Origin of the sequence: Streptomyces sp. NPDC092045 (genome assembly GCF_044756005.1) — a bacterium.
Classification (GTDB): domain Bacteria; phylum Actinomycetota; class Actinomycetes; order Streptomycetales; family Streptomycetaceae; genus Streptomyces.
Genome location: NZ_JBIVSC010000005.1, coordinates 163,021 through 186,146, shown reverse-complemented (window position 1 = coordinate 186,146; position 23,126 = coordinate 163,021). Strand labels below are relative to the sequence as shown.

At 74.2% G+C, this 23,126-nt stretch carries 18 protein-coding genes; 10 read left to right on the top strand and 8 right to left on the bottom strand.

Annotation, left to right across the window (positions count from 1 at the left end; all coding sequences use genetic code 11):
• Nucleotides 1-29 precede the first annotated feature (29 nt).
• Nucleotides 30-1,727: a phenylacetic acid degradation protein PaaN gene (paaN, locus tag ACIQKA_RS16650; RefSeq protein ID WP_383429777.1), complete on the bottom strand. Its 1,698-nt coding sequence runs from the start codon at nucleotides 1,725-1,727 to the stop codon at nucleotides 30-32.
• A gap of 124 nt (nucleotides 1,728-1,851) precedes the next feature.
• On the opposite strand from paaN, the gene ACIQKA_RS16645 reads away from it, so the two are divergent.
• Nucleotides 1,852-3,516, top strand: coding sequence for a 3-hydroxyacyl-CoA dehydrogenase (locus ACIQKA_RS16645; RefSeq protein WP_383429774.1), 1,665 nt, complete (start codon nucleotides 1,852-1,854; stop codon nucleotides 3,514-3,516).
• Nucleotides 3,513-4,106: a TetR/AcrR family transcriptional regulator gene (locus tag ACIQKA_RS16640; RefSeq protein ID WP_062753828.1), complete on the top strand. Its 594-nt coding sequence runs from the start codon at nucleotides 3,513-3,515 to the stop codon at nucleotides 4,104-4,106. Before ACIQKA_RS16645 ends, ACIQKA_RS16640 begins: the two co-directional genes overlap by 4 nt.
• 191 nt (nucleotides 4,107-4,297) lie before the next feature.
• On the opposite strand, the gene ACIQKA_RS16635 is transcribed toward ACIQKA_RS16640, so the two are convergent.
• Entirely contained in the window at nucleotides 4,298-4,807 is a 510-nt protein-coding gene (locus ACIQKA_RS16635; RefSeq protein WP_383151708.1) for an Lrp/AsnC family transcriptional regulator, read from the bottom strand.
• Nucleotides 4,808-4,999: 192 nt separating this feature from the next.
• On the opposite strand from ACIQKA_RS16635, the gene pdhA reads away from it, so the two are divergent.
• The 7 genes from pdhA (at nucleotide 5,000) to ACIQKA_RS16600 (ending at nucleotide 13,320) form a co-directional block, all read left to right on the top strand.
• Nucleotides 5,000-6,157, top strand: coding sequence for a pyruvate dehydrogenase (acetyl-transferring) E1 component subunit alpha (gene pdhA, locus ACIQKA_RS16630; RefSeq protein WP_383429771.1), 1,158 nt, complete (start codon nucleotides 5,000-5,002; stop codon nucleotides 6,155-6,157).
• Nucleotides 6,157-7,203: an alpha-ketoacid dehydrogenase subunit beta gene (locus ACIQKA_RS16625; RefSeq protein ID WP_402541365.1), complete on the top strand. Its 1,047-nt coding sequence runs from the start codon at nucleotides 6,157-6,159 to the stop codon at nucleotides 7,201-7,203. Before pdhA ends, ACIQKA_RS16625 begins: the two co-directional genes overlap by 1 nt.
• A complete protein-coding gene (locus tag ACIQKA_RS16620; protein WP_402541363.1) occupies nucleotides 7,203-8,552 on the top strand; it encodes a dihydrolipoamide acetyltransferase family protein in 1,350 nt (449 codons plus the stop codon). Before ACIQKA_RS16625 ends, ACIQKA_RS16620 begins: the two co-directional genes overlap by 1 nt.
• A gap of 80 nt (nucleotides 8,553-8,632) precedes the next feature.
• Nucleotides 8,633-9,484, top strand: a complete 852-nt coding sequence (locus ACIQKA_RS16615; RefSeq protein ID WP_402541361.1) for an NTP transferase domain-containing protein — start codon at nucleotides 8,633-8,635, stop codon at nucleotides 9,482-9,484.
• Complete coding sequence (locus ACIQKA_RS16610) at nucleotides 9,481-11,136, top strand: molybdopterin molybdotransferase MoeA (RefSeq protein ID WP_402541359.1); 1,656 nt, start codon at nucleotides 9,481-9,483, stop codon at nucleotides 11,134-11,136. The genes ACIQKA_RS16615 and ACIQKA_RS16610 overlap by 4 nt, the downstream gene beginning before the upstream one ends.
• Complete coding sequence (locus ACIQKA_RS16605) at nucleotides 11,133-12,218, top strand: potassium channel family protein (RefSeq protein ID WP_376231723.1); 1,086 nt, start codon at nucleotides 11,133-11,135, stop codon at nucleotides 12,216-12,218. Before ACIQKA_RS16610 ends, ACIQKA_RS16605 begins: the two co-directional genes overlap by 4 nt.
• Nucleotides 12,219-12,333: 115 nt before the next feature.
• A complete protein-coding gene (locus ACIQKA_RS16600) occupies nucleotides 12,334-13,320 on the top strand; it encodes an NAD(P)H-quinone oxidoreductase (RefSeq protein ID WP_402541358.1) in 987 nt (328 codons plus the stop codon).
• 79 nt (nucleotides 13,321-13,399) lie between these two features.
• On the opposite strand, the gene ACIQKA_RS16595 is transcribed toward ACIQKA_RS16600, so the two are convergent.
• From ACIQKA_RS16595 to ACIQKA_RS16570, 6 genes are all read right to left on the bottom strand, one after another.
• Complete coding sequence (locus tag ACIQKA_RS16595; RefSeq protein WP_383151644.1) at nucleotides 13,400-13,945, bottom strand: bacterial proteasome activator family protein; 546 nt, start codon at nucleotides 13,943-13,945, stop codon at nucleotides 13,400-13,402.
• A 97-nt stretch (nucleotides 13,946-14,042) separates the two neighbouring features.
• Complete coding sequence (locus ACIQKA_RS16590) at nucleotides 14,043-16,907, bottom strand: FtsX-like permease family protein (RefSeq protein ID WP_402541355.1); 2,865 nt, start codon at nucleotides 16,905-16,907, stop codon at nucleotides 14,043-14,045.
• A complete protein-coding gene (locus ACIQKA_RS16585; RefSeq protein ID WP_366373285.1) occupies nucleotides 16,904-17,638 on the bottom strand; it encodes an ABC transporter ATP-binding protein in 735 nt (244 codons plus the stop codon). Before ACIQKA_RS16585 ends, ACIQKA_RS16590 begins: the two co-directional genes overlap by 4 nt.
• Nucleotides 17,639-17,930: 292 nt before the next feature.
• A complete protein-coding gene (locus tag ACIQKA_RS16580; RefSeq protein WP_402541353.1) occupies nucleotides 17,931-18,566 on the bottom strand; it encodes a PadR family transcriptional regulator in 636 nt (211 codons plus the stop codon).
• Between the two features lie 96 nt (nucleotides 18,567-18,662).
• Complete coding sequence (locus ACIQKA_RS16575; protein ID WP_402541351.1) at nucleotides 18,663-19,409, bottom strand: hypothetical protein; 747 nt, start codon at nucleotides 19,407-19,409, stop codon at nucleotides 18,663-18,665.
• 184 nt (nucleotides 19,410-19,593) lie between these two features.
• Nucleotides 19,594-21,231, bottom strand: coding sequence for a protein kinase domain-containing protein (locus ACIQKA_RS16570; RefSeq protein WP_386372433.1), 1,638 nt, complete (start codon nucleotides 21,229-21,231; stop codon nucleotides 19,594-19,596).
• A gap of 263 nt (nucleotides 21,232-21,494) precedes the next feature.
• On the opposite strand from ACIQKA_RS16570, the gene ACIQKA_RS16565 reads away from it, so the two are divergent.
• On the top strand, nucleotides 21,495-23,123 hold the full coding sequence (locus ACIQKA_RS16565) for a protein kinase domain-containing protein (protein ID WP_383151639.1): 1,629 nt from the start codon (nucleotides 21,495-21,497) through the stop codon (nucleotides 23,121-23,123).
• Nucleotides 23,124-23,126 lie beyond the last annotated feature (3 nt).

Genomic DNA, 23,126 nt, shown 5'->3' with positions numbered 1-23,126 from the left:
GCCCGGTCGGCCCCGCCGCACGCGGGAGGTCAGGCCTGGCGGCGGACCTCCACCACCCGGAAGCGGTTGGAGACGAAGGCGCCGTCGCACAGGGCGGCGTTCGCCGCCGGGTTCCCGCCGGAGCCGTGGAAGTCGGAGAACGCGGCCGTCTGGTTCACGTACACCCCGCCCGTCAGGTTCAGCGACAGCTGGGCCGACTCCTCCAGGCAGACCTCCTCCACCGCGCGCTCGACCTCCTCCGAGGTCGTGTACGCGCCGACCGTCATCGCGCCCTTCTCTCGGACCGTGCGCCGCAGCAGCTCCAGGGCGTCGGCGGTGGAGTCCACCGCGACGGCGAAGGAGACCGGGCCGAAGCACTCCGAGGAGTACGCGTCCCGGGCCTCCGGCTTGGCGCCGTCCAGCTTCACGATCACCGGGGTGCGGACCACGGCGTCGGGGAACTCCGGATGGACCACCTCGCGGGAGGCCAGCGCCACCTCGCCGAGCTCGGCGGCGGCCTCCAGGCGCGCCTTCACGTCCGGGTTCACCAGGGCGCCCAGCAGGCCGTTGGCCCGGGCGTCGTCGCCGAGCAGGCCGTCGACCGCCGCCGCGAGGTCGGCCACGACCTCGTCGTACGACTTGGGGCCCTGGTCGGTGGCGATGCCGTCGCGGGGGATCAGCAGGTTCTGCGGGGTGGTGCACATCTGGCCGCTGTAGAGGGACAGCGAGAAGGCCAGGTTGCCCAGCATGCCCCGGTAGTCGTCGGTGGAGTCCACCACGACCGTGTTGACCCCGGCCTTCTCGGTGTAGACCTGGGCCTGGCGGGCGTTGGCCTCCAGCCAGTCGCCGAAGGCGGTCGAGCCGGTGTAGTCGATGATCCGGACCTCGGGGCGCACGGCCAGGGTCTTGGCGATGCCCTCGCCGGGACGTTCGACGGCGAGCGCCACCAGGTTGGGGTCGAAGCCCGTCTCGGCGAGGACCTCGCGGGCGGTCCGGACGGTGAGCGCGAGCGGCAGGACCGCGCGCGGGTGGGGCTTGACCAGGACCGGGTTGCCGGTGGCGAGGGAGGCGAACAGGCCCGGGTAGCCGTTCCAGGTGGGGAAGGTGTTGCAGCCGATCACCAGGGCGACACCGCGGCCGACCGGGGTGAACTCCTTGCTCAGCTCCAGGGGGTCGCGCTTGCCCTGGGGCTTGGACCAGCCGGCCCGCCCGGCGGGGGTGCGGGTCTGCTCCGCGTACGCGTACGCCACGGCCTCCAGGCCCCGGTCCTGGGCGTGCGGGCCGCCGGCCTGGAACGCCATCATGAACGCCTGGCCGCTGGTGTGCATGACGGCGTGGGCGAACTCGTGGGTGCGGGCGGAGATCCGGGCGAGGATCTCCAGGCAGACCAGGGCGCGCGTCTCGGGCCCGGCGTCGCGCCAGGCGGCCGTTCCCTCGCGCATGGCGGGCAGCAGGACGTCGACGTCCGCGTGCGGGTACTCGACGCCGAGCTCCGGGCCGTACGGCGAGACCTCGCCGCCGGTCCAGCCGTCCGTGCCGGGCTGGTCCAGCTCGAAGCGGCCGTTCAGCAGGGACTGGTACGCGGCGAGGCCGGCCGCCGCGTCGAGCGAGCCGTCCGCCCCGTAGGCCTTCGGGTGCTCGGGGTGCGGCGACCAGTAGGCGCGGGTGCGGATGGTGTCGAGCGCCTGGTCGAGCGTGGACCGGTGCTTCTCGGCCAGACGGTCGGTGGTCGGCTGGGCGGTGGCCATGGATGGACCAACTCCTCGTCGAGCTGGGCAGGGAGACACGTACGGAGTTAGAGTAACCGAACGATCGGTCGGGACAAGGGGGTCCGACGATCCTGTGGAAAACCCATCGGGGAGGATCACTCCCATGAGTGCCGACGTGACCGTCAGGGGGAGCGACGACGTGACCGCCAACGAGGCCGCCGCCGTGGAGCAGGAACGCGTTGAAGCCGTGGAGACGGACCGGACCGGGGACGGGGGGACGGGCCCGGGCAGTGCCGCGGAGACGGCTCGTGCCGCCGCGGAGCCCGTCGCCCGGGACCGCGTCGTCGCCGTCGTCGGCACCGGGACCATGGGGCAGGGCATCGCCCAGGTCGCGCTGGTCGCCGGCCACCCCGTGCGCCTCTACGACAGCGCCCCCGGCCGGGCCGGGGAGGCCGTCGCCGCCCTCGCCGCCCGCCTCGACCGGCTCGTGGAGAAGGGCCGCCTGGACGCGGGCGCGCGCGAGGCGGCCGTCGGACGGCTGCACGCGGCCGGGGAGCTCGCCGAGCTCGCGGACGCGGCCCTCGTCGTCGAGGCGATCGTCGAGGACCTGGCGGTCAAGCGGCGGCTCTTCGCCGACCTGGAGGAGGTCGTCGGCGACGACACCGTCCTCGCCACCAACACCTCGTCGCTCTCCGTCACCGCCATCGCCGGGGGCCTGCGGCTGCCCGGCCGGTTCGTCGGACTGCACTTCTTCAACCCGGCGCCGCTGCTCCCGCTCGTCGAGGTCGTCAGCGGCTTCGCCACCGATCCGGACACCGCCACGCGCGCGTACGGGACGGTGAAGGGCTGGGGCAAGACGCCGGTGCGCTGCGCGGACACCCCCGGCTTCATCGTGAACCGGGTCGCGCGCCCCTTCTACGCCGAGGCCCTGCGCGTCCACGAGGAGGGCGGCGCCGACCCGGCCACCATCGACGCGGCCCTGCGCGAGAGCGGCGGCTTCCGCATGGGCCCGTTCGAGCTGACCGACCTGATCGGCCAGGACGTGAACGAGGCCGTCACCCGCTCCGTCTGGGACTCCTTCCACCAGGACCCCAAGTTCACCCCGTCGCTCGCGCAGCGCCGGCTCGTCGAGTCGGGGCGCCTCGGCCGCAAGGCGGGCCACGGCTGGTTCTCGTACGCGGAGGGCGCCGAGCGGCCCGAGCCGCACACGGCCCCGCCGGCGAAGGCGCCGGAGAAGATCGTCGTCCGGGGCGACCTGGAGCCCGCCGAGCCGCTGGTGGGGCTCTTCGAGGAGGCGGGGATCAAGGTCCGGCGCAGGGGCGGCAGCGGGCACATCCAGCTCCCCGGCGGCGCCCTGCTCGGCCTGGCCGACGGCGAGACCTCCTTCGAGTACCCCGACGCGGAGATCATCTACTTCGACCTCGCGCTGGACTACGCGCGCGCGACCCGGATCGTGCTGTCGGCCGGCGAGCACGTGTCGCCCGAGTCCGTCGCCGAGGCCGTCGGCCTCTTCCAGGCCCTCGGCAAGCAGGTCTCCGTCATCGGCGACGTGCCCGGCATGATCGTCGCCCGCACGGTCGCGATGCTGGCCGATCTCGCGGCCGACGCGGTCGACCGGGGTGTCGCCACCGCCGAGGACGTCGACACGGCGATGCGGCTCGGCGTGAACTATCCGCTGGGGCCGCTGGAGTGGGCCGGAAAGGTGGGCCACGCGCGCGTACGGGCGCTGCTGACGTCGCTGCACGAGCGCTACCCGACGGGGCGGTACGCGCCGAGCCCGGGCACCGCCCGCCGGGGATACGCCGAGGAAGGACGTGACTCCCGATGACCACGGCGAAGCGCGACACGTACACCCCCGAGACGCTGCTCTCGGTCGCGGTGCGGGTCTTCAACGAGCGCGGCTACGACGGCACCTCCATGGAGCACCTGTCGAAGGCGGCGGGCATCTCCAAGTCGTCGATCTACCACCACGTGTCCGGCAAGGAGGAGCTGCTCCGGCGGGCGGTCAGCCGGGCGCTCGACGGCCTGTTCGCGGTCCTCGACGAGCCGGGCGCCGGGCAGGGCCGGGCCGTCGAGCGGGTCGAGTACGTCACGCGCCGCACGGTCGAGGTGCTGATCGAGGAGCTGCCGTACGTGACGCTCCTCCTCCGGGTGCGCGGCAACACGGCCACCGAGCGGTGGGCGATGGAGCGGCGCCGCGAGTTCGACCACCGGGTGGCCGACCTCCTGAAGGCGGCGGTCGCCGAGGGCGACCTGCGGGCCGACGTGGACATCCGGCTCGCGACCCGGCTGCTCTTCGGCATGATCAACTCGCTGGTGGAGTGGTACCGGCCGCACCCGGACACGGCGGCGGAGCGGCAGCGGATAGCCGGGACCGTCGTCCACCTGGCCTTCGACGGGCTGCGGACGGCGGGCTGACGTCCCCGGCGGGCCGGGCCCGTCCCCGTGCCCCGGCGGCCCGGGTTCTCGGTGGCTCGGGTCTTCGGCGGCTCGGGGCCCGGGGGTCCGGGTCCTCACCGGTCCGGGTCCTCACCGGCCCGGGTCCTCACCGGTCCGGGCCCTCGGTGGTCCGGATCCTCCGCGACCGAAGTCCTCCGCGACCCAGGTCCTCAGTGGTCCGGGTCGAGGTCCGTCTCCTCGAAGACCAGCAGGGTCCGGGTCGAGAGCACCTCCGGGATCGACTGGAGCTTGGTGAGCACCAGCTCGCGCAGGGTCCGGTTGTCCGGGGTGTGCACCAGGAGCAGCACGTCGAAATCGCCGCTGACCAGTGCGATGTGCGCGGCCCCCGGCAGCGCCTGGAGCTGTTCCCGCACGGTCCGCCAGGAGTTCTGGACGATCTTGAGCGTGATGTAGGCGGAGGCGCCGTGGCCCGCCCGCTCGTGGTTCACGCGGGCGCTGAAGCCCCGGATGACCCCGTCGTCGATGAGCCGGTTGATCCGCGCGTAGGCGTTGGCCCGGGAGACGTGCACCCGTTCGGCCACGGAGCGGATCGAGGCGCGGCCGTCCGTTTGGAGTATCCGCAGGATGTCGCGGTCGACGGCGTCCAGCGGGCGCGCGGGCGGGCCCGGCAGCTCCGTCGCGGGCGCCGGGGACACGACCTGCTCCCACTCGTCGGCCATTTGTTCATCCGCCATGTGCCCCCGCCTCTCTCCGGTGGACGACCTGCCCTTATCCCAAGCTGTGGAGAACCGTTTGTCCACAGGCTGGAGGCGCCTGTAGCCAAAATGCCTCCACGACCGAACAATCGGTAGGTGAGGCGCGCCACACTCGCGCCACCCGCCTTCGGGTCTTGTGCCCGCTCCCACGAGGAGGTGGACTCGTTGCAACAGCGCAGTTCGACAGTCCAAGAGCCGCCCGGTGCCGCTCCCGCCCACCGGACCGATCCGCCGGCCTGGCAGCCGCGCACCGACCCCGCGCCGCTGCTGCCGGAGGCCGAGCCGCTGCGCGTGCTCGGCACGGACGCCGTGGCCGACGCCGATCCCGCGCTGCTGCTGAGGCTCTACGCGGAGCTGGTCCGCGGCCGCCGCTACAACACGCAGGCCACCGCCCTCACCAAGCAGGGCCGGCTCGCCGTGTACCCGTCCACCACCGGTCAGGAGGCGTGCGAGATCGCCGCCGCGGCCGTCCTGGAGGACCGGGACTGGCTCTTCCCCTCGTACCGCGACACCCTGGCGGCCGTGGCCCGCGGCCTCGACCCCGTCCAGGCCCTGACCCTGCTGCGCGGCGACTGGCACACCGGCTACGACCCGCACGAGCACCGGATCGCGCCGCTCTGCACGCCCCTGGCCACCCAGCTCCCGCACGCGGTGGGCCTGGCCCACGCCGCCCGCCTCAAGGGCGACGACGTCGTCGCCCTCGCCATGGTCGGCGACGGCGGCACCAGCGAGGGCGACTTCCACGAGGCGCTGAACTTCGCGGCCGTCTGGCAGGCCCCCGTGGTCTTCCTCGTCCAGAACAACGGCTTCGCGATCTCCGTGCCGCTCGCCAAGCAGACCGCCGCCCCCTCCCTCGCCCACAAGGCCGTCGGATACGGCATGCCGGGCCGGCTGGTCGACGGCAACGACGTGGTCGCCGTCCACCAGGTGCTCGGCGAGGCCGTGGCACGCGCGCGACGCGGCGGCGGACCGACCCTCGTCGAGGCCGTCACCTACCGGATCGACGCCCACACCAACGCCGACGACGCCACCCGCTACCGCGAGGCGGCCGAGGTCGAGACCTGGCGGGCGCACGACCCCGTCCTGATCCTCGAACGGGAACTGACCGGGCGCGGCCTGCTCGATGAGGACGGCAGGCGCGCCGCGGCCGAGGCCGCCGAGACGATGGCGGCGGAGCTGCGCGAGCGGATGAACGCCGACCCGGTGCTCGACCCGATGGACCTGTTCGCCCACGTGTACGCGGAACAGACCACGCAGCTGCGCGAACAGGCGGCGCAGCTCCGCGCCGAGCTCGACGCCGAGGGTGAGGCGTGATGACGACCGCGACGACCGGACCCAAGGCGTCCGGGACCGGCGGGAAGGCCGGTAGGGCCAAGCCCGCCACGATGGCGCAGGCGCTCCAGCGCGCCATGCGCGACGCCATGGCCGAGGACCCGACCGTCCACGTGATGGGCGAGGACGTCGGCACCCTCGGCGGGGTCTTCCGGGTCACCGACGGGCTCGCGAAGGAGTTCGGCGAGGACCGCTGCACGGACACCCCGCTGGCCGAGGCCGGCATCCTCGGCGCGGCCGTCGGCATGGCCATGTACGGTCTGCGGCCGGTCGTGGAGATGCAGTTCGACGCCTTCGCCTACCCGGCGTTCGAGCAGCTGATCTCCCACGTGGCCCGCATGCGCAACCGCACGCGCGGCGCGATGCCGATGCCGATCGTCATCCGGGTGCCGTACGGCGGCGGGATCGGCGGCGTCGAGCACCACAGCGACTCCTCCGAGGCCTACTACACGGCCACCCCGGGCCTGCACGTCGTCACCCCGGCCACCGTCGAGGACGCCTACGGCCTGCTGCGCGCGGCCATCGCCTCCGACGACCCGGTGGTCTTCCTGGAGCCCAAGCGGCTCTACTGGTCCAAGTCCGACTGGTCCCCCGAGGCGCCCGCGTCCGTGGAGCCCATCGGGAAGGCCGTCGTGCGGCGACGGGGCACCGGCGCCACCCTGATCACCTACGGCCCCTCGGTGCCGGTCTGCCTGGAGGCCGCCGAGGCCGCGCAGGCGGAGGGCTGGGACCTGGAGGTCGTCGACCTGCGCTCGCTCGTGCCGTTCGACGACGAGACCGTCTGCGCCTCGGTGCGGCGCACCGGACGCGCGGTCGTGGTGCACGAGTCGACCGGCTTCGGCGGCCCCGGCGCGGAGATCGCCGCCCGGGTGACCGAGCGCTGCTTCCACCACTTGGAGGCGCCGGTGCTGCGGGTCGCGGGCTTCGACGTCCCGTACCCGCCGCCGATGCTGGAGCGGCACCACCTGCCCGGCGTGGACCGGGTCCTGGACGCGGTGGCCCGGCTCCAGTGGGAGGCGGGCAACTGATGGCCCAGGTCCTCGAATTCAAGCTGCCCGACCTCGGCGAGGGACTCACCGAGGCCGAGATCGTGCGCTGGCTGGTCGCCGTCGGCGACGTCGTCGCCGTCGACCAGCCGGTCGTCGAGGTCGAGACGGCCAAGGCCATGGTCGAGGTGCCCTGCCCGTACGGCGGTGTCGTCACCGCGCGGTACGGCGAGGAGGGCACCGAACTGCCCGTCGGCGCACCGCTCCTGACGGTCGCCGTGGGCGGCACGGGAGAGTCGGGGCCCACGGCCGGCCCCGCCGCGGAGGGCTCCGGGGACGCCGCCGAGTCGGCCGTCTCCTCCGAGTACTCCGGCAACGTCCTCGTCGGGTACGGCACCGCCGGGCCCGCCGCCCGGCGCCGCCGGGTGCGGCAGACGGCCCCGGCCGCCACCGTCTCCGCGCCCACTACCGCACCCGCGCCCGTTCCCGCCCACCACGGGCCCGTGCCCGTCATCTCGCCGCTCGTGCGGAAGCTGGCCAGGGACGGGGGGCTCGATCTGCGGCGGGTCCGCGGTTCGGGGCCCGAGGGGCTGATCCTGCGGGCCGACGTGGAGCTGGCCCTCACGACGGCCGGGGGCCCGCAGGCCGCCGCGCCGGCGCCCGCCCCTTCCCCCGCGGCGTCCACCGCCCCCGTCACGGCGGCGGGCGAGCGGGTCCCGCTGCGCGGGGTGCGCGGCGCGGTGGCGGACAAGCTGTCCCGCAGCCGCACGGAGATCCCCGACGCGACCTGCTGGGTCGACGCCGACGCGACCGAGCTGATGGCCGCGCGGGCGGCGATGAACGCGGCGGGCGGGCCGAAGATCTCGCTGCTCGCGCTCCTCGCCCGGATCTGCGTCCACGCCCTCGCCCGGTTCCCCGAGCTCAACTCCACGGTCGACACCGCCGCCCGGGAGATCGTCCGACTGCCGGACGTGCACCTCGGGTTCGCCGCCCAGACCCCGCGCGGCCTGGTCGTCCCCGTGGTCAAGGACGCGGGGAGGCGGACGGCCGAGTCGCTGACGGAGGAGTTCGGGCGCCTGACCGAGGCCGCCCGGCAGTCGGCGCTCACCCCGGCCGACCTGACGGGGGGCACGTTCACCCTGAACAACTACGGGGTGTTCGGGGTCGACGGCTCCACGCCGATCATCAACCACCCCGAGGCCGCGATGCTCGGCGTCGGCCGGATCATCCCCAAACCCTGGGTGCACCGGGGCGAACTGGCGGTCCGCCAGGTGGTGCAGCTCTCGCTCACCTTCGACCACCGCGTCTGCGACGGCGGCACGGCGGGCGGCTTCCTGCGGTACGTGGCGGACTGCGTCGAACAGCCGGCGGTGCTGCTCCGCACGGTCTGACGGCACCCGTCGCCGCCCGGCCCGTCCCGCTCCTCGGTACGGGCCGGACGGCCGTGGTTCCGGCGGCCCATACTGCTGGGGTGACCACCGCATACGACGCCGTCGTGCTCGCCGGGGGCGCCGCCCGGCGCCTCGGCGGCACCGACAAGCCCGGGGTACGGGTCGGCGGCCGGACCCTCCTCGACCGGGTGCTCGCGTCCTGCTCCGACGCCGGCCGGACCGTGGTCGTCGGGCCCCCCCGGCCGACCGGCCGACCCGTCCGCTGGGCCGGGGAGGACCCGCCCGGCGGCGGCCCGGTGGCCGCCCTCGACGCGGGGGCGCGGAAGACGGGGGCCGCCGTCCTGCTCGTCCTCTCCGCCGACCTGCCCTTCCTGGACGGCGCCACCGTACGGAGCCTCCTCGGCGCGCTGGACGAGGACCCCGGGACCGAGGCCGTGCTCCTCACCGACGCCGAGGGACGCGACCAGCCGCTCGTCGCCGCGTACCGGTCCGGTCCGCTGCGGCGCGAGCTGGACCGGCTCGCGCACGAGCACGGCGGTCTCGCCCACCTCCCCCTGCGCCGCCTCACGCAGGCGCTCCGGCTCGCCCGGCTCCCCGCGGGCCCCCTCGCCTCCTTCGACTGCGACACCTGGGAGGACATCGCCACGGCCCGCGCCCGCATCAGGGAGCATGGGAGCGTGCTGGATGAATGGATCACCGCAGTCAAGGACGAACTGGGCATCGAGCTGGACGTCGACACCGGCGTCCTGCTCGATCTGGCCCGCGACGCCGCCCACAACGTGGCCCGCCCCGCCGCGCCCCTGACCACCTTCCTGGTGGGGTACGCGGCGGCGCGCGCGGGCGAGGGCGGCCCGGAGGCGGTCGCGGAGGCCGCCCGCAAGGCCGCGGCGCTCGCCCTGCGCTGGGAAGCCGAGCAGGACGGGGCCGGATGAGCCTGAAGGAGCCCGTTCCCGTGGCCCCCGGACCCGTCGGCGACACGCCCGGCTCCTCCGGACCCGCCGACGACGCGCCCCGCCCCGCCGCACCCGCCGGCGGCCCCGGGGCCGGGCATCCGCACCGGGCCACCGCCTGGCCCGAGGCGCGGGCCGCCGCGCGCCGGGCCGGGCTCGCGGCCCGGACCGGCCGGGAGCCGTCGGCGCTCCCGCTGGCGAAGGCGCTCGGCCGGGTCCTGACGGGACCGCTCACGGCCCTCGCCGACCTGCCCTCCTTCGACACCTCCGCCATGGACGGCTGGGCGGTCGCGGGCCCCGGGCCCTGGCACGTGCGCGAGGAGACCCCGGTCCTCGCCGGACACGCCCCGGCCGCCGCGCTGGCCGAAGGCGAGGCGGTACGGATCGCCACCGGCGCCCCCGTCCCGCCCGGGACCACGGCCGTCCTCCGGAGCGAACACTCCCGCACGGAGCCCTCTGGTACGCCGCCCTCCCGCACGGGGGCCTCCCGAACCGAAGCCTCCCGCACGGAACACGTCCGTACCGAGCCCTCCGACACGGAACACGTCGGTACGGAACACGTCGGTACGGAGCCCTCCCACACCGCGCCCTCCTGTCCCGAGCCCTCCCCTATCGATCCCTCCCACGCCGAGCGCCCGGGCGGCGGGCGACACCCCCTGCTGCACGCCCTGCGCGAGGTCGTCGCCGGGCAGGACATCCGGCTCCGGGGCCAGGAGTGCCGCACCGGCGACGCGCTGCTGCCCGCCGGCACCCCCGTGACCCCCGCCGTCCTCGGTCTCGCCGCGGCCGCCGGATACGACGAACTCCCCGTGCTGCCCCGTCCCCGCGTGGAGGTCCTGGTCCTCGGCGACGAGCTCCTCGCCTCCGGCCTCCCCCACGAGGGGCTCATCCGGGACGCCCTCGGTCCGATGCTCGGTCCCTGGCTGGCGGCGCTCGGCGCGGACGTCCTCGCCACCCGCAGGATCGGCGACGACGCCGAAGCGCTGTACGCGGCCGTCACCGGCTCCGCCGCCGATCTGGTCGTCACCACCGGGGGCACCGCCGCCGGGCCCGTGGACCACGTCCACCGCGTGCTCGACAAGGCCGGCGCCACGCTCCTGATCGACGGGGTGAAGGTCCGGCCGGGGCACCCCATGCTCCTCGCCCGCCTCGGCGCCGACCCCGCCCGCCCGCTCCGCGTACGCCATCTCGTCGGCCTGCCCGGCAATCCGCTCGCGGCCGTCTCCGGGCTCCTCACCCTCGCCGCCCCGCTGCTCGCCGCCCTGACCGAGCCCGGGCCTCCCCCGAAGACCGGCCCCCGCGCCGAGGACGGGGACCGCCCCGAGGACGGGGACCGCCCCGAGGGCGGGGCCGGGTCAGAGGCCCGCACCCCCGTGCCGTACCGTGTGCCCGTTCGGGACGAGGTGCACGGGCACCCCCATGACACACGGCTCGTCCCGGTCGTCCGCCGCAGCGGGTCGGCCGTTCCGCTGCGCTACAACGGTCCGGCCATGCTCCGCGGCATCGCCGCCGCGGACGGCCTGGTCGTCGTTCCGCCCGGCGGGGCACGACCCGGACAGGAACTTGACGTCCTCGATCTTCCCTGGCCGCCGACGGCGGGGGCCGTACCGGCCCAAGGAGCGTGTTTCACGTGAAACTTCCCAGTCGTGACGTGATGGCCCGCCAAGCGGAGGAGAAGATCTCCGGCCCGCGGGTCACCCTGCCCCGCCGGGAGGTGGAACGGCCGCTGCGGCAGGTCGGCAAGCGGCTGCTCATGGCGCTCGGCGTCCTCGTCGTGACGATCTTCCTCGTCTACTTCGACCGGGACGGCTACCACGACAACGCCGACGAGACGCTCGACTTCCTCGACTGCGCCTACTACGCGACCGTGACGCTCTCCACCACCGGATACGGCGACATCGTCCCGTACAGCGACTCGGCGCGGCTCGTCAACATCCTGCTGGTCACGCCCCTGCGCGTGCTGTTTCTGATCATCCTGGTCGGCACCACCCTGGAGGTCCTCACCGAGCGGACCCGGGAGGAGTTCCGGCTGAACCGCTGGAGGTCCACCTTGCGCGACCACACCGTCATCGTCGGGTTCGGCACGAAGGGGCGGTCCGCGATCCAGACCCTCTGCGCGACCGGGCTCAGCAAGGAGCAGATCGTCATCGTCGATCCCTCCAGCAAGGTGATCGAGACGGCGAACGCGGACGGTTTCGTCGGCGTCATCGGCGACGCGACCCGCAGCGCCGTACTCCTCCGCGCCGAGGTGCAGCGCGCCCGGCAGATCGTCATCGCCACCCAGCGCGACGACACGGCCGTCCTGGTGACCCTGACCGCGCGCCAGCTCAACCGGGGCGCGAAGATCGTCGCCGCCGTCCGCGAGGAGGAGAACGCGCCGCTGCTGCGCCAGTCCGGCGCGGACGCGGTCATCACCAGCGCCAGCGCCGCCGGGCGCCTGCTCGGCCTCTCGGTGCTGAGCCCCAGCGCCGGCACGGTGATGGAGGACCTGATCCAGCAGGGCTCCGGCCTCGACCTGGTCGACCGCCCCGTGACCAAGAGCGAGGTGGGCAAGGGACCCCGGGAGACCGAGGACCTGGTGGTGAGCGTGCTCCGGGGCCACCGCCTGCTCAGTTACGACGACCCCGCGGCCAACCCGCTCCAGCCCACCGACCGCGTGATCACCATCGTGCGCGCCACGCCGGTGACCCGGCTCTCCACCCCGCCGGAGGACTGAGCCCGTCCGGCGGCCGGGCCCGCCCCGGGTGCGGCGCCGATCCCGCGATGTCAAACCGGCGATCCCACCCGGGCGAACCCGCCCCGGCGGTGATCGCCGGAGTAGCCTCGCCGCCATGCATGCGATCACGATTCCGGAACCCGGCGGGCCCGAGGCCCTGGTCTGGTCCGAGGTGCCCGATCCCGTACCCGGCGAGGGCGAGGTGCTCGTCGAGGTGGCGGCGAGCGCGGTCAACCGCGCCGACCTGCTCCAGCGCCAGGGCTTCTACGACCCGCCGCCGGGCAGCTCCCCGTACCCCGGCCTGGAGTGCTCGGGCCGGATCGCCGCGCTCGGCCCCGGAGTGTCCGGCTGGGCCGTCGGCGACGAGGTGTGCGCCCTGCTCACCGGCGGCGGTTACGCGCAGAGGGTCGTGGTCCCGGCCGGTCAGCTCCTGCCGGTGCCCAAGGGCCTCGACCTCGCCACGGCCGCCGCGCTCCCCGAGGTCGCGTGCACCGTCTGGTCCAACGTCTTCATGATCGCCCATCTGCGACCGGGCGAGACGCTCCTCGTGCACGGCGGCGCGAGCGGCATCGGCACGATGGCGATCCAGCTCGCGAAGGCGATCGGGGCCCGGGTCGTCGTCACCGCCGGAAGCCCCGGGAAGCTGGCGCGCTGCGCCGAGCTGGGCGCGGACGTCCTCATCGACTACCGCGAGCAGGACTTCGTCGAGGAGCTGGCCCGGGCGACGGACGGGGCCGGGGCGGACGTCGTCCTGGACATCGTCGGCGCCAAGTACCTGGAACGGAACGTGAAGGCGCTCGCCGTGAACGGGCGCCTGGTGATCATCGGGCTCCAGGGCGGGGTGAAGGGCGAGCTGAACCTCGGCGCCCTGCTCGCGAAGCGCGGCGCCGTCATGGCGACCACGCTGCGGTCCCGTCCGCCGCAGGAGAAGGCGGCGATCGTCGCCGCCGTCCGGGAGCACGTCTGGCCGCTGATCGAGGCGGGCACGGTCCGTCCGGTCGTCGACCGCACGGTGCCGCTGCCGGAGGCCGCCGACGCGCACCGCGCGCTGGAGGCGGGCGACCACGTCGGCAAGGTCCTGCTCCTCGCCCCCGGCGCCTGACCCGGCACGCGCGGGGGCCCGGCACACACACCGTGTGCCGGGCCCCCGCGCGTACGACCGTCGTACGACTCCGTACGACCTACAGGTACGGCCCCGAGCGGACCGGGTGGCCCGGGCCGTGGTCGTCGTCATCGTCGTGACCGGCGCCCGGCGGCAGGGCCCGGCGCATCTGCTCCAGCTGGGCGCGGGCCGCCATCTGCTGGGCGAACAGCGCCGTCTGGATGCCGTGGAAGAGGCCCTCCAGCCAGCCCACCAGCTGCGCCTGCGCGATGCGCAGCTCCGCCTCGGAGGGGATCGCCTCGTCCGTGAACGGCAGGGAGAGCCGTTCGAGTTCCTCGACCAGTTCGGGCGCGAGCCCGTCCTCCAGCTCCTTCACCGAGCTGGCGTGGATGTCCTTGAGCCTGACCCGGCTGGCCTCGTCCAGAGGAGCCGCGCGTACTTCTTCCAGGAGCTGCTTGATCATGCTGCCGATCCGCATGACCTTCGCAGGCTGTTCGACCATTTCCGTCACCGGGACCTCGCGGGATTCGTCGTCGCCCTGAGTGCCGCCGAGCGCCATCCCGTCCTGTCCCACGATGAGGACCTGGGGGCTCTCCTGCGACCTGTCATTCCTCGGCATCTCCATGCCGCCATTCTCTCGTACACGTGCTTCACCACGGGGTGTGCCCCTGTACGAGGGTGATCCACCCTCGTACAGGGGCACGGACGGGCGACGAAGAGCGTCAGGTCGCCGCGCGCCGGGCCAGCGCGCCGCGCGAGCGGGTCACGAGGGCGGCGAGCAGGGCGGCGCCCAGCGGCACGGCGACGAGCAGGACGGCCAGCGTCTCCCAGGGGACGACGATCGGCAGGTCCGGCGGCACCGCGTCGGTGCCGGTCCAGCCCTCGGCGATGCTCTTCTCGTGGTAGCGGAGCCGGTCGCGCTCCTCGGTGAGCCGGAGCCCCACGGCGGGCAGCAGTCCGGCGGCCGAGCCGAGGACCACGCCCATCGCGGCGACGACCCCGCACTGGAAGCCGCTGAGCGTGCGGCGGACCCGGGGCGGGGCGCCCACGGCGGCGAGCGTCTTCAGGTCGGCCTCGGCGTCGGCCTGGGCGAGCCCGGTGGCGATGCCGGCGGCGCCGATGGTGACCAGGCCCGCGAAGATCGCCAGCGAGAGCAGGACGATCCCGTACTCATTGACGAAACCTTCCTCCACGTGCAGCTCGACGTCGCTGCCGAGCTTGGCGATCTCGCCTTCGAGCTTCTGCCGCTGCTCGCCCTCCGGGATCCGGTCGGTGGCGGCGTACACGCCCAGCGGCACGGTGGAGAGGCCGGCGGTCTTGGCCGCGGCCGGGGTCATCACGGCCTGGAGCCCGTAGGAGTTCTTGCCGCCGGGCACCAGGTAGGCGGGCACGGAGCTGACCTCGCCGGGCACGGGGCGGCCCTCCTCCATGGCCTTGTCGGCGGCGGTGGTGTCGGTGATCTGCTTGAGCCCGATGGTGCCGTTCTTGTCGATCTGGGCGCGGTCGAAGGTGACGATCCTGCCCTCGGCGAGGGCCTTCTCGGCGCCGGGGTCGTCGACGCCGAGCACCTTGAGGAGCGTGGCGTCACCGACGACCAGACCGCCGTCGACGTAGATCCCGCTGTGGAAGGACTCCTTGCAGCGCCAGTCCTCGGTGAGCATCTTCCGCCGCTGGTCGGGCGTGTACTTCTCCGCGGGGTCGCCGCCGCCCGGGACCGACACGTACAGCGGGCACTCGTTCGCCGGGGGCACGACGACCTCGAAGCGTCCGCAGCCCGCGTCGTTGCTCCACGGGGCACAGCCGGGCTTGCCGACCGAGACGCGGTCGACGTCGGCGCGCAGCTCGACGGGAAGGTACCGCTGGACGGCCTCGCGGACCGCCGGGACGTCCCGGCCGCCCTCTTCGCGGACGAAGGCGGCGGCGACGCCGTACGGCAGCTTGGGCTCGTACGCGGCCCGGTTCTCGGCCTCCCTGCTGGCCATGTACGTGGAGACGGCGACCGTTCCCGCGACGGCGGCGAGCACGGCGGCGACGGCCGGAGCCGTACGGCCCCGGTTGCGTACGGCGTCCCGCAGCGCGAGGCGCGGGGAGAGCGGCATCCAGCGTCCGGTGCGGCCGAACAGGCCCACCAGGGCCGGGGTCATCGCGACGACGCCCAGCTCGGCGAGTGCGGAGCCGGCCGCCACCACGGCGACCTGCTCGGTGACGAGGGAGCCGAGGAGGGCGACGGCCCCGCCGAGCAGGAGGGCCACGAGACCGATGACCGGCAGGACCCGGCTGCCGCGGCGGACGCCGCGCCGGCCGGTGAGCGAGGAGAGGACGCTCTGCCGGGAGGCGGTGACGGCCGGGACGATCGCGGCGAGCAGACCGGTCAGGACCGCGAGCAGCGCGATGGCGAGGAGTTCGAGCGGCCGGACGTCGAAGGAGCCGAACCGCTGGCCCATCGCCTGTTCGAGGAGCGGCTGGAGCGCCAGGGTCAGGGCCACGGCGAGCACGGTGCCGACGACGGCCGCCGCGACGCCGATGACGAGACCGCCGCTCAGCACGATCGCCCGGATGTGGCTGCGGGCACCGCCGTTGGCGCCGACCAGACCGAGCTGGCGGCGCGAGCGGCGGGCGCCGACCGCGAAGGCGGGTCCGGCGAGGAGGCAGATCTCCAGCATCGCCAGGCCCACGACGGTCGCGACCGCGGCCAGTTCGGCGGCCCGGTCCGCGGGTCCCGCGTTGTAGTTGCCCCAGCCGTCCTTCTGGTAGAGCGGCACGTCGGCGTCGGCGGGCGGGGCGAGGATCACGGCGCGCGAGGTGACCAGGACGCCCTTGGTGTTGATCTCCTGGACGTCGTTCCACGTGAAACCACCGGACTTCCGCACCAGGTACGAGACGGAGGAGCCGGGGGTCGTCAGGCCGGCCTTCTCGACGGCCGTCGCGTACGGGGCGAGGAAGGCGCCGGGGAGCGCGTTGACCTGATCGGTCTTGAGCGTGTCGGGAAGTTCGTAGGAGCCGACGATCCGATACGGGCGCTCGAAGTTGCGAGCGGAAAGGGTCGAGCCGATCGACAGGCCGCTGGTCTCCAGGAAGTGCGAGGTGGCCATGACCTCGTCGCTCTTCTCCGGGTAGCGCCCCTCCAGGAGCGGCATGATGCCGCGGGCGACCGGGTCGGACGCCTTCAGCTCGCGCACCTCGGTCATGAGCAGGCCGTGGGACGTGGTCAGCTTGGCCGACCCGACGCGGTCCGTGAGGACGGTGGCGCCCGCGGGGAAGGCCTTGCTGACGTCGGTGCCGCCCGACGGCCACCGCTCGTCGTCCTCCTTCCTGGCCGGCGCGCTCATCTCACCGGCCGGGTCCTGGAGGACCGGTACGCCGGCCATGTCGGCGTCCCGGAAGCGGGCGTCGGCCGCGCCGATCGTCCGGTCCGCCTTCTCGGCGGGGGACAGCTCCGAACTGCGGAAGGTCAGGTCGAAGGCGCTGACGCCCAGGATGGGCAGGGCGATCATCGCGAGGACGAGGGCGCTGCGGCCCTTGGCGCGCCAGGCGTCGCGGCGGGCGATGCGGATCGCGGCCCGCCAGGAGTGGAACCAGGTCTTCACGCTTCCGCCACCCGGCCCGAGAGGAGGGAGTCGGCCTCGCTGCGCACGGTCTGGTCGACGATGGCGCCGTCCCGCAGGAACACGACGCGGTCGGCCCAGGCCGCGAACCGGGGCTCGTGGGTGACGAGGACGCCGGCGGCGCCCGCGTCGCAGCGCGAGCGGAGCAGGGCGAGGACGGACTCGCCGGTCTCGGAGTCGAGGGCGCCGGTCGGCTCGTCGGCGAGGACCAGGCGGCGGTCGCCGACCAGGGCGCGGGCGATGGCCACGCGCTGCTGCTGGCCGCCGGACATCTCGTCGGGGAAGCGGTCGGCGAGGTGGCCGAGCGCCATCTCCTCCAGGGCGGCGAGGGCTTCGACGCGCGCCTTGCGGGCGGAGGTCCCGTCCAGTTCGCGGGGCAGGGCGACGTTCTCGGCGGCGGTGAGGGCCGGGATGAGGTTGTAGTCCTGGAAGACGTAGCCGATGCTGCGGCGGCGCAGGGCCGCGAGCTGCTTGATGCCGACCTTGGTGATGTCGGTGTCCTCGACGATCACCTCGCCCGAGGTGGGGGAGTCCAGGCCGCCCGCGATGGTGAGCAGGGTGGACTTGCCGGAGCCGGACGGGCCCATGACGGCGACGAGCTCACCGGGGTACACGGCGAGGTCGATGCCGCGCAGGGCGTGCACCTCGGTGGCGCCCGAGCCGTGGACCCGGGTCAGGTTCTTCAGTTGCAGCACGGGCTGCTGTGCGGACATGGAAGGGTTCCCCCCTTGGGCGCACCGGGCGGTCGGCCGGGTGCGGAGCGTGCGGTGGAAGGTGGTCGGTCGGAAGCGAGGAGACAAGGAACTGCGGACGTACGGAGGCGTCCGACGTGCGGAGGGGCGCGGGCGGGCGGTCGGCGCGTCCCGGAGCCGCGGGCGGTCCGGCGCCCCGGAGTTCACGGGCGGGTGCGCGGCGCCCGGAGTCGCGGGCGGGCGTTCCGCCGTTCCGGAGCCGGAGCCGGAGCCGGAGCCGGAGCCGGACGCGGGCGGTCCGGGCGGGCCGGGGTCACGAGCGGACGGTCCGGGCGCCCGACTCCGCGGCGGGTGCCGGGGCCCCGGCGGCCGGTGCGGCCTGCTGGTCCGGTGCCGAGCGCGCGGTCGCCGAGAGGCGGATCAGCCGGGCCTCGCAGTGGTCCAGCCAGCGCGCCTCGGCCTCCGTCTGGAAGATGAGCTGCTCCAGGACGAGCAGCCAGGCCACGTCGTCCCGCTCCCGGCTCCCGCCGCCCTCGACGGCCAGGAGCGCCTGGGCCTTGAGCCGGGTGTAGTCCTGCATCGCCTTCACGGTGTGGCGGCGCTGGGACTGGATGACGTCGCGGATGTCGACGCTGGGCGCGCCCACCGCCATGGCGAGCTTGATCGCCAGCTCGTCACGGGCGGGGCTGGTGCGGTCCACCGGCTTCTCGAACCAGCTCCTCAGCTCGGCCCGGCCGCTGTCGGTGATCGCGTAGAGCGTGTGCCCGGCCTCGTCCTCGCCGCCCTGCGCGACCATGCCGTCGCGCTCCAGGCGGTTGAGGGTCGTGTAGACCTGGCCGACGTTGAGCGGCCAGGTGGAACCGGTGCGGGACTCGAACTCCGTACGGAGCTGGGAGCCGTAGCGAGGACCGCGTTCGAGGAGGGCGAGGAGCCCGTGGCGGATGGACATACTCAGTATGTATACCGGGTATGCCGTCGCGGACAACCGACCTGAGGCGGAAGCGGGGGGTCCCACTCAAGGAGGACCCCGGCCCTCCGCACCGGCTCAGCGGCGGCGCATCCGAAGGCCCAGGAAGCCGATCCCGAGCCCCATCAGGGCCAGCCCCACCCCCAGGGTGAGCACGGGAATCTGCTGGTGAACGAGGTCGGAGGCGGTCTCGTCGTCCACTCCGGGCGCCACGTCGGACAGGCTGGCGGGCGCGGCCTCGGGCGGCGCGGGCTCCTCCTCGCGTACTGCTCCGCCCTCCTCCTCCCGGTCCTCCTGCGGCTCCGATTCCGTAGCGGTTTCGGTACGGGAGGAGCTTTCCGGGGGCGTCGGGGCGGTCTCGGTGCGGCCGGGCCGGAGCCTGCCCTCGGCGGCGGGCCGGCCCGCGAGGGAGGCGGAGGGCTCCGGTGCCGGGGCGCCGGAGGGCCCGGTCTGCGCGACCGGGGAGACCGCCGCGGCGCCGGCGGGCGCGGGAGCGGGCGGGACCACGGGTCCGACCCGTCCCGGCGGGACGGAGGGGTGACCGGAGACGGGCGCGGAGGCGGACGCCGACACGGGAGAGGAGGCGGAGGCGGGCGCCGACGGCGGAGCGGTCGCGGAGGGGACGCCCGGCGGGATCGCGGAGGTGGGGACGGGGGGCGCCGGGGTGGCGTCGGCGGGCGCCGGAGCCGTGGCCCCCGCCGTGGCGGCGGGAGGCCCCTCCGGGTGTGCGAGGGGGGCGGCGTACAGGGCGCAGGCGCAGGTGAACGCGCAGATGAGCGCGGGGCGCAGGGCTCGGGCCCGTGCCCCGCGGAGTACTGGAGTCACCGGGTGACCCCCTCCCGTACCGAGCCGCCGAAGTCTTCGACTCAGCGTCACATGTCGGGACGATTCCGGCATCCGGTGTGCGTCCGGAGGGGGAGGCGCAGCCCCGTGTGCCCGGAGGTTCCGCCGCGACGGAACCTCCGGGCACACGGGATCCCGGGCCCACGGCCCCCCGTGTCTACCGCATCTACTGCGGCGGATTGCCCGTCGAGATCTGGAGGGTGAACTCCGCGTCCTTGGCGACGATGTCCGTACCGGCCGGCGGGTACTGCTCCAGGACCGTTCCCTCGCCGTACGTCGCCTCGTCCACCGGGGTCTGGACCTTGATCTTCCATCCGGCGGCCTGGACGCAGTCCTTCACCGACTGGATGTTCCGGTACTTGAAGTTGGGCACCTCGAACTTCTCGGGGTCCTCGCTCGACTCCCTCGGCTGGGTGCACTTCTTCACGTCGATGGTCTTGGTCAGGTCGGGGCCCTTGTGGCCCGGCGCCGCCGACTGGCTCTGCCGGGTGCCGGTGCCGCCGGCGCCGCCTGCCTGCGGGTCCTCCTTGTCGCCCTTGTTCAGGTTGAGCGCCAGGACCAGGCCGCCGATCGCGATCACGGCGACCGCGATCGCGCCGACGACCACCGGGGTGTTCCGCCGGGAGCCGCCGCCCGCCGGGGCGGGCGCGTGCGTCCGGTCGTACGGCGCGGAGGTCGGGGCCTGGGCGTACGGGGCGGGCGTCGGGGCCTGCTGCGGGTAGCCGTACGACGGGGCGGGCGCGGGGGTCGCGGGGCCGTACGGGCCCGGCTGCGGCGTCGGCGCCATGTACGGCTGCTGCACGCCGTGCGGCGTGGAGTACGGGCCGGGCGGCGGGGTCTGGCCGACCGGCGGGAAGACCGCCGAGCCGACGCCCGCGCCGCTGCTGACGGGACCGCCCGCGACGATCACGGGGGCGCCGGTCTGCCCGGCCGACAGGACCCGCAGGCACTCGTCGCGCATGGCCGCCGCGCTCGGGAACCGCTCGTTCGGGTTCTTCCGGAGCGCGCGGGCGACGAGCGCGTCCATCGCCGGCGTCACCGAACGGTTGACGGAGGACGGGGCGACCGGCTCCTCCTGCACGTGCGCGTACGCGATGGCGAGCGGGGAGTCGGCGTCGAAGGGGAGCCGGCCCGTCAGGAGCTGGAAGAGCATGATGCCGACCGAGTACAGGTCGGAGCGGGCGTCCACCGCGCGGCCGAGGGCCTGCTCGGGGGAGAGGTACTGCGGGGTGCCGACGACCATGCCGGTCTGGGTCATCGAGGTGACCCCCGACTGCATGGCCCGCGCGATGCCGAAGTCCATGACCTTGACCACGCCGCGCTTGGTCGTCATCACGTTGCCCGGCTTGATGTCCCGGTGGACCAGGCCCATCTCGTGGCTGACCTCCAGGGCGGCGAGCACGTCCGCCGTGACCTTCAGCGCCTTGTCGGCCGGCATCGCGCCGTACTGCCGCACGTCCGCCGCGAGGACCGAGCCGAGCGGCTGTCCCTCCACGTACTCCATGACGATGTACGGCATGACGGCGCCGTCGAGGGTGTCCTCGCCGGTGTCGAAGACCGAGACGATGTTGGTGTGGGAGAGCTTCGCCACGGCCTGCGCCTCGCGCCGGAACCGCTCGCGGAAGGACTGCTCCCGGCCCAGCTCCGTGTGCAGCGTCTTGATGGCGACCTGCCGGTCGAGGGCGCTGTCGTACGCGAGGTACACCGACGCCATGCCGCCCTCGCCGAGAAGATCGCGCAGCTGGTACCGGCCGCCCGCGACCGAACCGCCCGCGTAGCGGCCCTGTCCGCCGTCCTGGCTCATCTGTGCTCCCCCTACACGCGCGCGTGGCGGCGTCGACATGGATTTCCCGGCCAAGTCTGCCCCAGGCCGGTGACACGTCAAGCCGGGTGCCCGTTACGTGACCCTCCGCACAGGAAGCGTTTCCGAACCGGTGCGGGAAAGCGTCGAATTTGCACAGGTGTACGTGAACGGGATTGGATGGCCGGTCCATCTCGGACCGTGATGTCGTACGGAGCCTGTAGCGTGACGACTGGACACGGCACGACAGACGACGGCGAGGACTGATGGCACCCGAATCCGGAGCAGGTGGCGGTGTGCCGGACGCGTCCGCGGAATCCTGGGGCGTCGGCGGAGTCGTCGGCGACGGCCGCTACCGGCTGACGCACCGTCTGGGACGCGGCGGCATGGCCGAGGTGTTCGCGGCGGAGGACGTACGGCTCGGCCGCACCGTGGCCGTCAAGCTGCTGCGCGCCGACCTCGCGGAGGACCCGGTCTCCAAGGCCCGCTTCACGCGCGAGGCGCAGTCCGTCGCGGGCCTCAACCACCACGCGATCGTCGCCGTGTACGACTCCGGCGAGGACCTGGTGGGCGGCCGCCCCGTGCCGTACATCGTGATGGAGCTGGTCGAGGGCCGCACCATCCGCGACCTGCTGCTGAGCGCCGAGGCGCCCGGCCCCGAGCAGGCCCTGATCATCGTCTCCGGGGTCCTGGAGGCGCTGGCCTACTCGCACCAGCACGGCATCGTGCACCGCGACATCAAGCCGGCGAACGTGATCATCACCCACGGCGGCGCCGTCAAGGTCATGGACTTCGGCATCGCCCGCGCCCTGCACGGCGCGCAGTCGACGATGACCCAGACCGGCATGGTCATGGGCACGCCGCAGTACCTCTCCCCCGAGCAGGCGCTCGGCAAGGCCGTCGACCACCGCTCCGACCTGTACGCGACGGGTTGCCTCCTCTACGAACTCCTCGCGCTGCGGCCCCCCTTCACCGGCGAGACCCCGCTGTCCGTCGTCTACCAGCACGTCCAGGACGTGCCGGTCCCGCCGTCCGACGTGACCGGGTCCGTGCCGCCGGAGCTGGACGGCCTGGTGATGCGCTCGCTCGCGAAGGAGCCGGACGACCGGTTCCAGAGCGCCGAGGAGATGCGCGGGCTCATCCAGTACGCCCTCCAGATGCTCCAGCAGCAGGGCGGCTACACCGGCACGTGGAACACCGGCCCGATCGAGGTGCACGACGGCGGGCGGACCCCGGCCGGCGGCGTGGCCGCGACGGCCGCGATGGGCCACCCGACGCACGGGGAGACCGCGCAGGGCCCGATCCTCCCGCCGATGAACCCCGACGACGGCGGTTACGACGGCGGCACGGGCGGCGGGGGCTACGGCCAGGGCGGCTCGTACGGGTCGCAGGGCGGTGGCGGTGGCCGGGGCAAGATGTGGCTGTTCGCCGCGCTCGCGGTGGTCGCTGTGGTCGCCGGAGTCGCGTTCGCCCTCAGCAAGGCGGGCGGGAACGGCGGCGGCGGCACGGAGAACAAGACGCCGACCGTCAGCACCTCGCCGTCGACGAAGGCCTCGGAGGAGCCCACGCCCTCGGAGGAGCCCTCCCAGGACCGGACGCAGGACCCCGGCACGTCCAGCGGCGGTTCGACGCGGGAGCCGTGGACCGAGCAGCCGACGCGGCAGCCGAACTGGCCCACGGGCAGGCCGACCACCGAGACGCCGACCGAGCCGACCACCACGCCGCCGGTCGACCCCACGGACACGCCCACGAAGACGGGCGAGCCGACGACCCGTCCCACGAGCACGGCGACCTCCGAGCCGACCGACGGCAACCCCTCCGGGGGCGGCGACGGCGGCGGCGACGACGGCGGCACGGGCACGCAGCCGACGGCCACCACCGGCACCTCCGGCTGACGG

Coding starts and splice junctions, on each gene's coding strand:
- paaN (WP_383429777.1), bottom strand. CDS start 1,727: ATGGCCACCGCCCAGCCGACCACCGACCGTCTGGCCGAGAAGCACCGG.
- ACIQKA_RS16645 (WP_383429774.1), top strand. CDS start 1,852: ATGAGTGCCGACGTGACCGTCAGGGGGAGCGACGACGTGACCGCCAAC.
- ACIQKA_RS16640 (WP_062753828.1), top strand. CDS start 3,513: ATGACCACGGCGAAGCGCGACACGTACACCCCCGAGACGCTGCTCTCG.
- ACIQKA_RS16635 (WP_383151708.1), bottom strand. CDS start 4,807: ATGGCCGACGAGTGGGAGCAGGTCGTGTCCCCGGCGCCCGCGACGGAG.
- ACIQKA_RS16625 (WP_402541365.1), top strand. CDS start 6,157: ATGACGACCGCGACGACCGGACCCAAGGCGTCCGGGACCGGCGGGAAG.
- ACIQKA_RS16620 (WP_402541363.1), top strand. CDS start 7,203: ATGGCCCAGGTCCTCGAATTCAAGCTGCCCGACCTCGGCGAGGGACTC.
- ACIQKA_RS16610 (WP_402541359.1), top strand. CDS start 9,481: ATGAGCCTGAAGGAGCCCGTTCCCGTGGCCCCCGGACCCGTCGGCGAC.
- ACIQKA_RS16600 (WP_402541358.1), top strand. CDS start 12,334: ATGCATGCGATCACGATTCCGGAACCCGGCGGGCCCGAGGCCCTGGTC.
- ACIQKA_RS16595 (WP_383151644.1), bottom strand. CDS start 13,945: ATGGAGATGCCGAGGAATGACAGGTCGCAGGAGAGCCCCCAGGTCCTC.
- ACIQKA_RS16585 (WP_366373285.1), bottom strand. CDS start 17,638: ATGTCCGCACAGCAGCCCGTGCTGCAACTGAAGAACCTGACCCGGGTC.
- ACIQKA_RS16580 (WP_402541353.1), bottom strand. CDS start 18,566: ATGTCCATCCGCCACGGGCTCCTCGCCCTCCTCGAACGCGGTCCTCGC.
- ACIQKA_RS16570 (WP_386372433.1), bottom strand. CDS start 21,231: ATGAGCCAGGACGGCGGACAGGGCCGCTACGCGGGCGGTTCGGTCGCG.
- ACIQKA_RS16565 (WP_383151639.1), top strand. CDS start 21,495: ATGGCACCCGAATCCGGAGCAGGTGGCGGTGTGCCGGACGCGTCCGCG.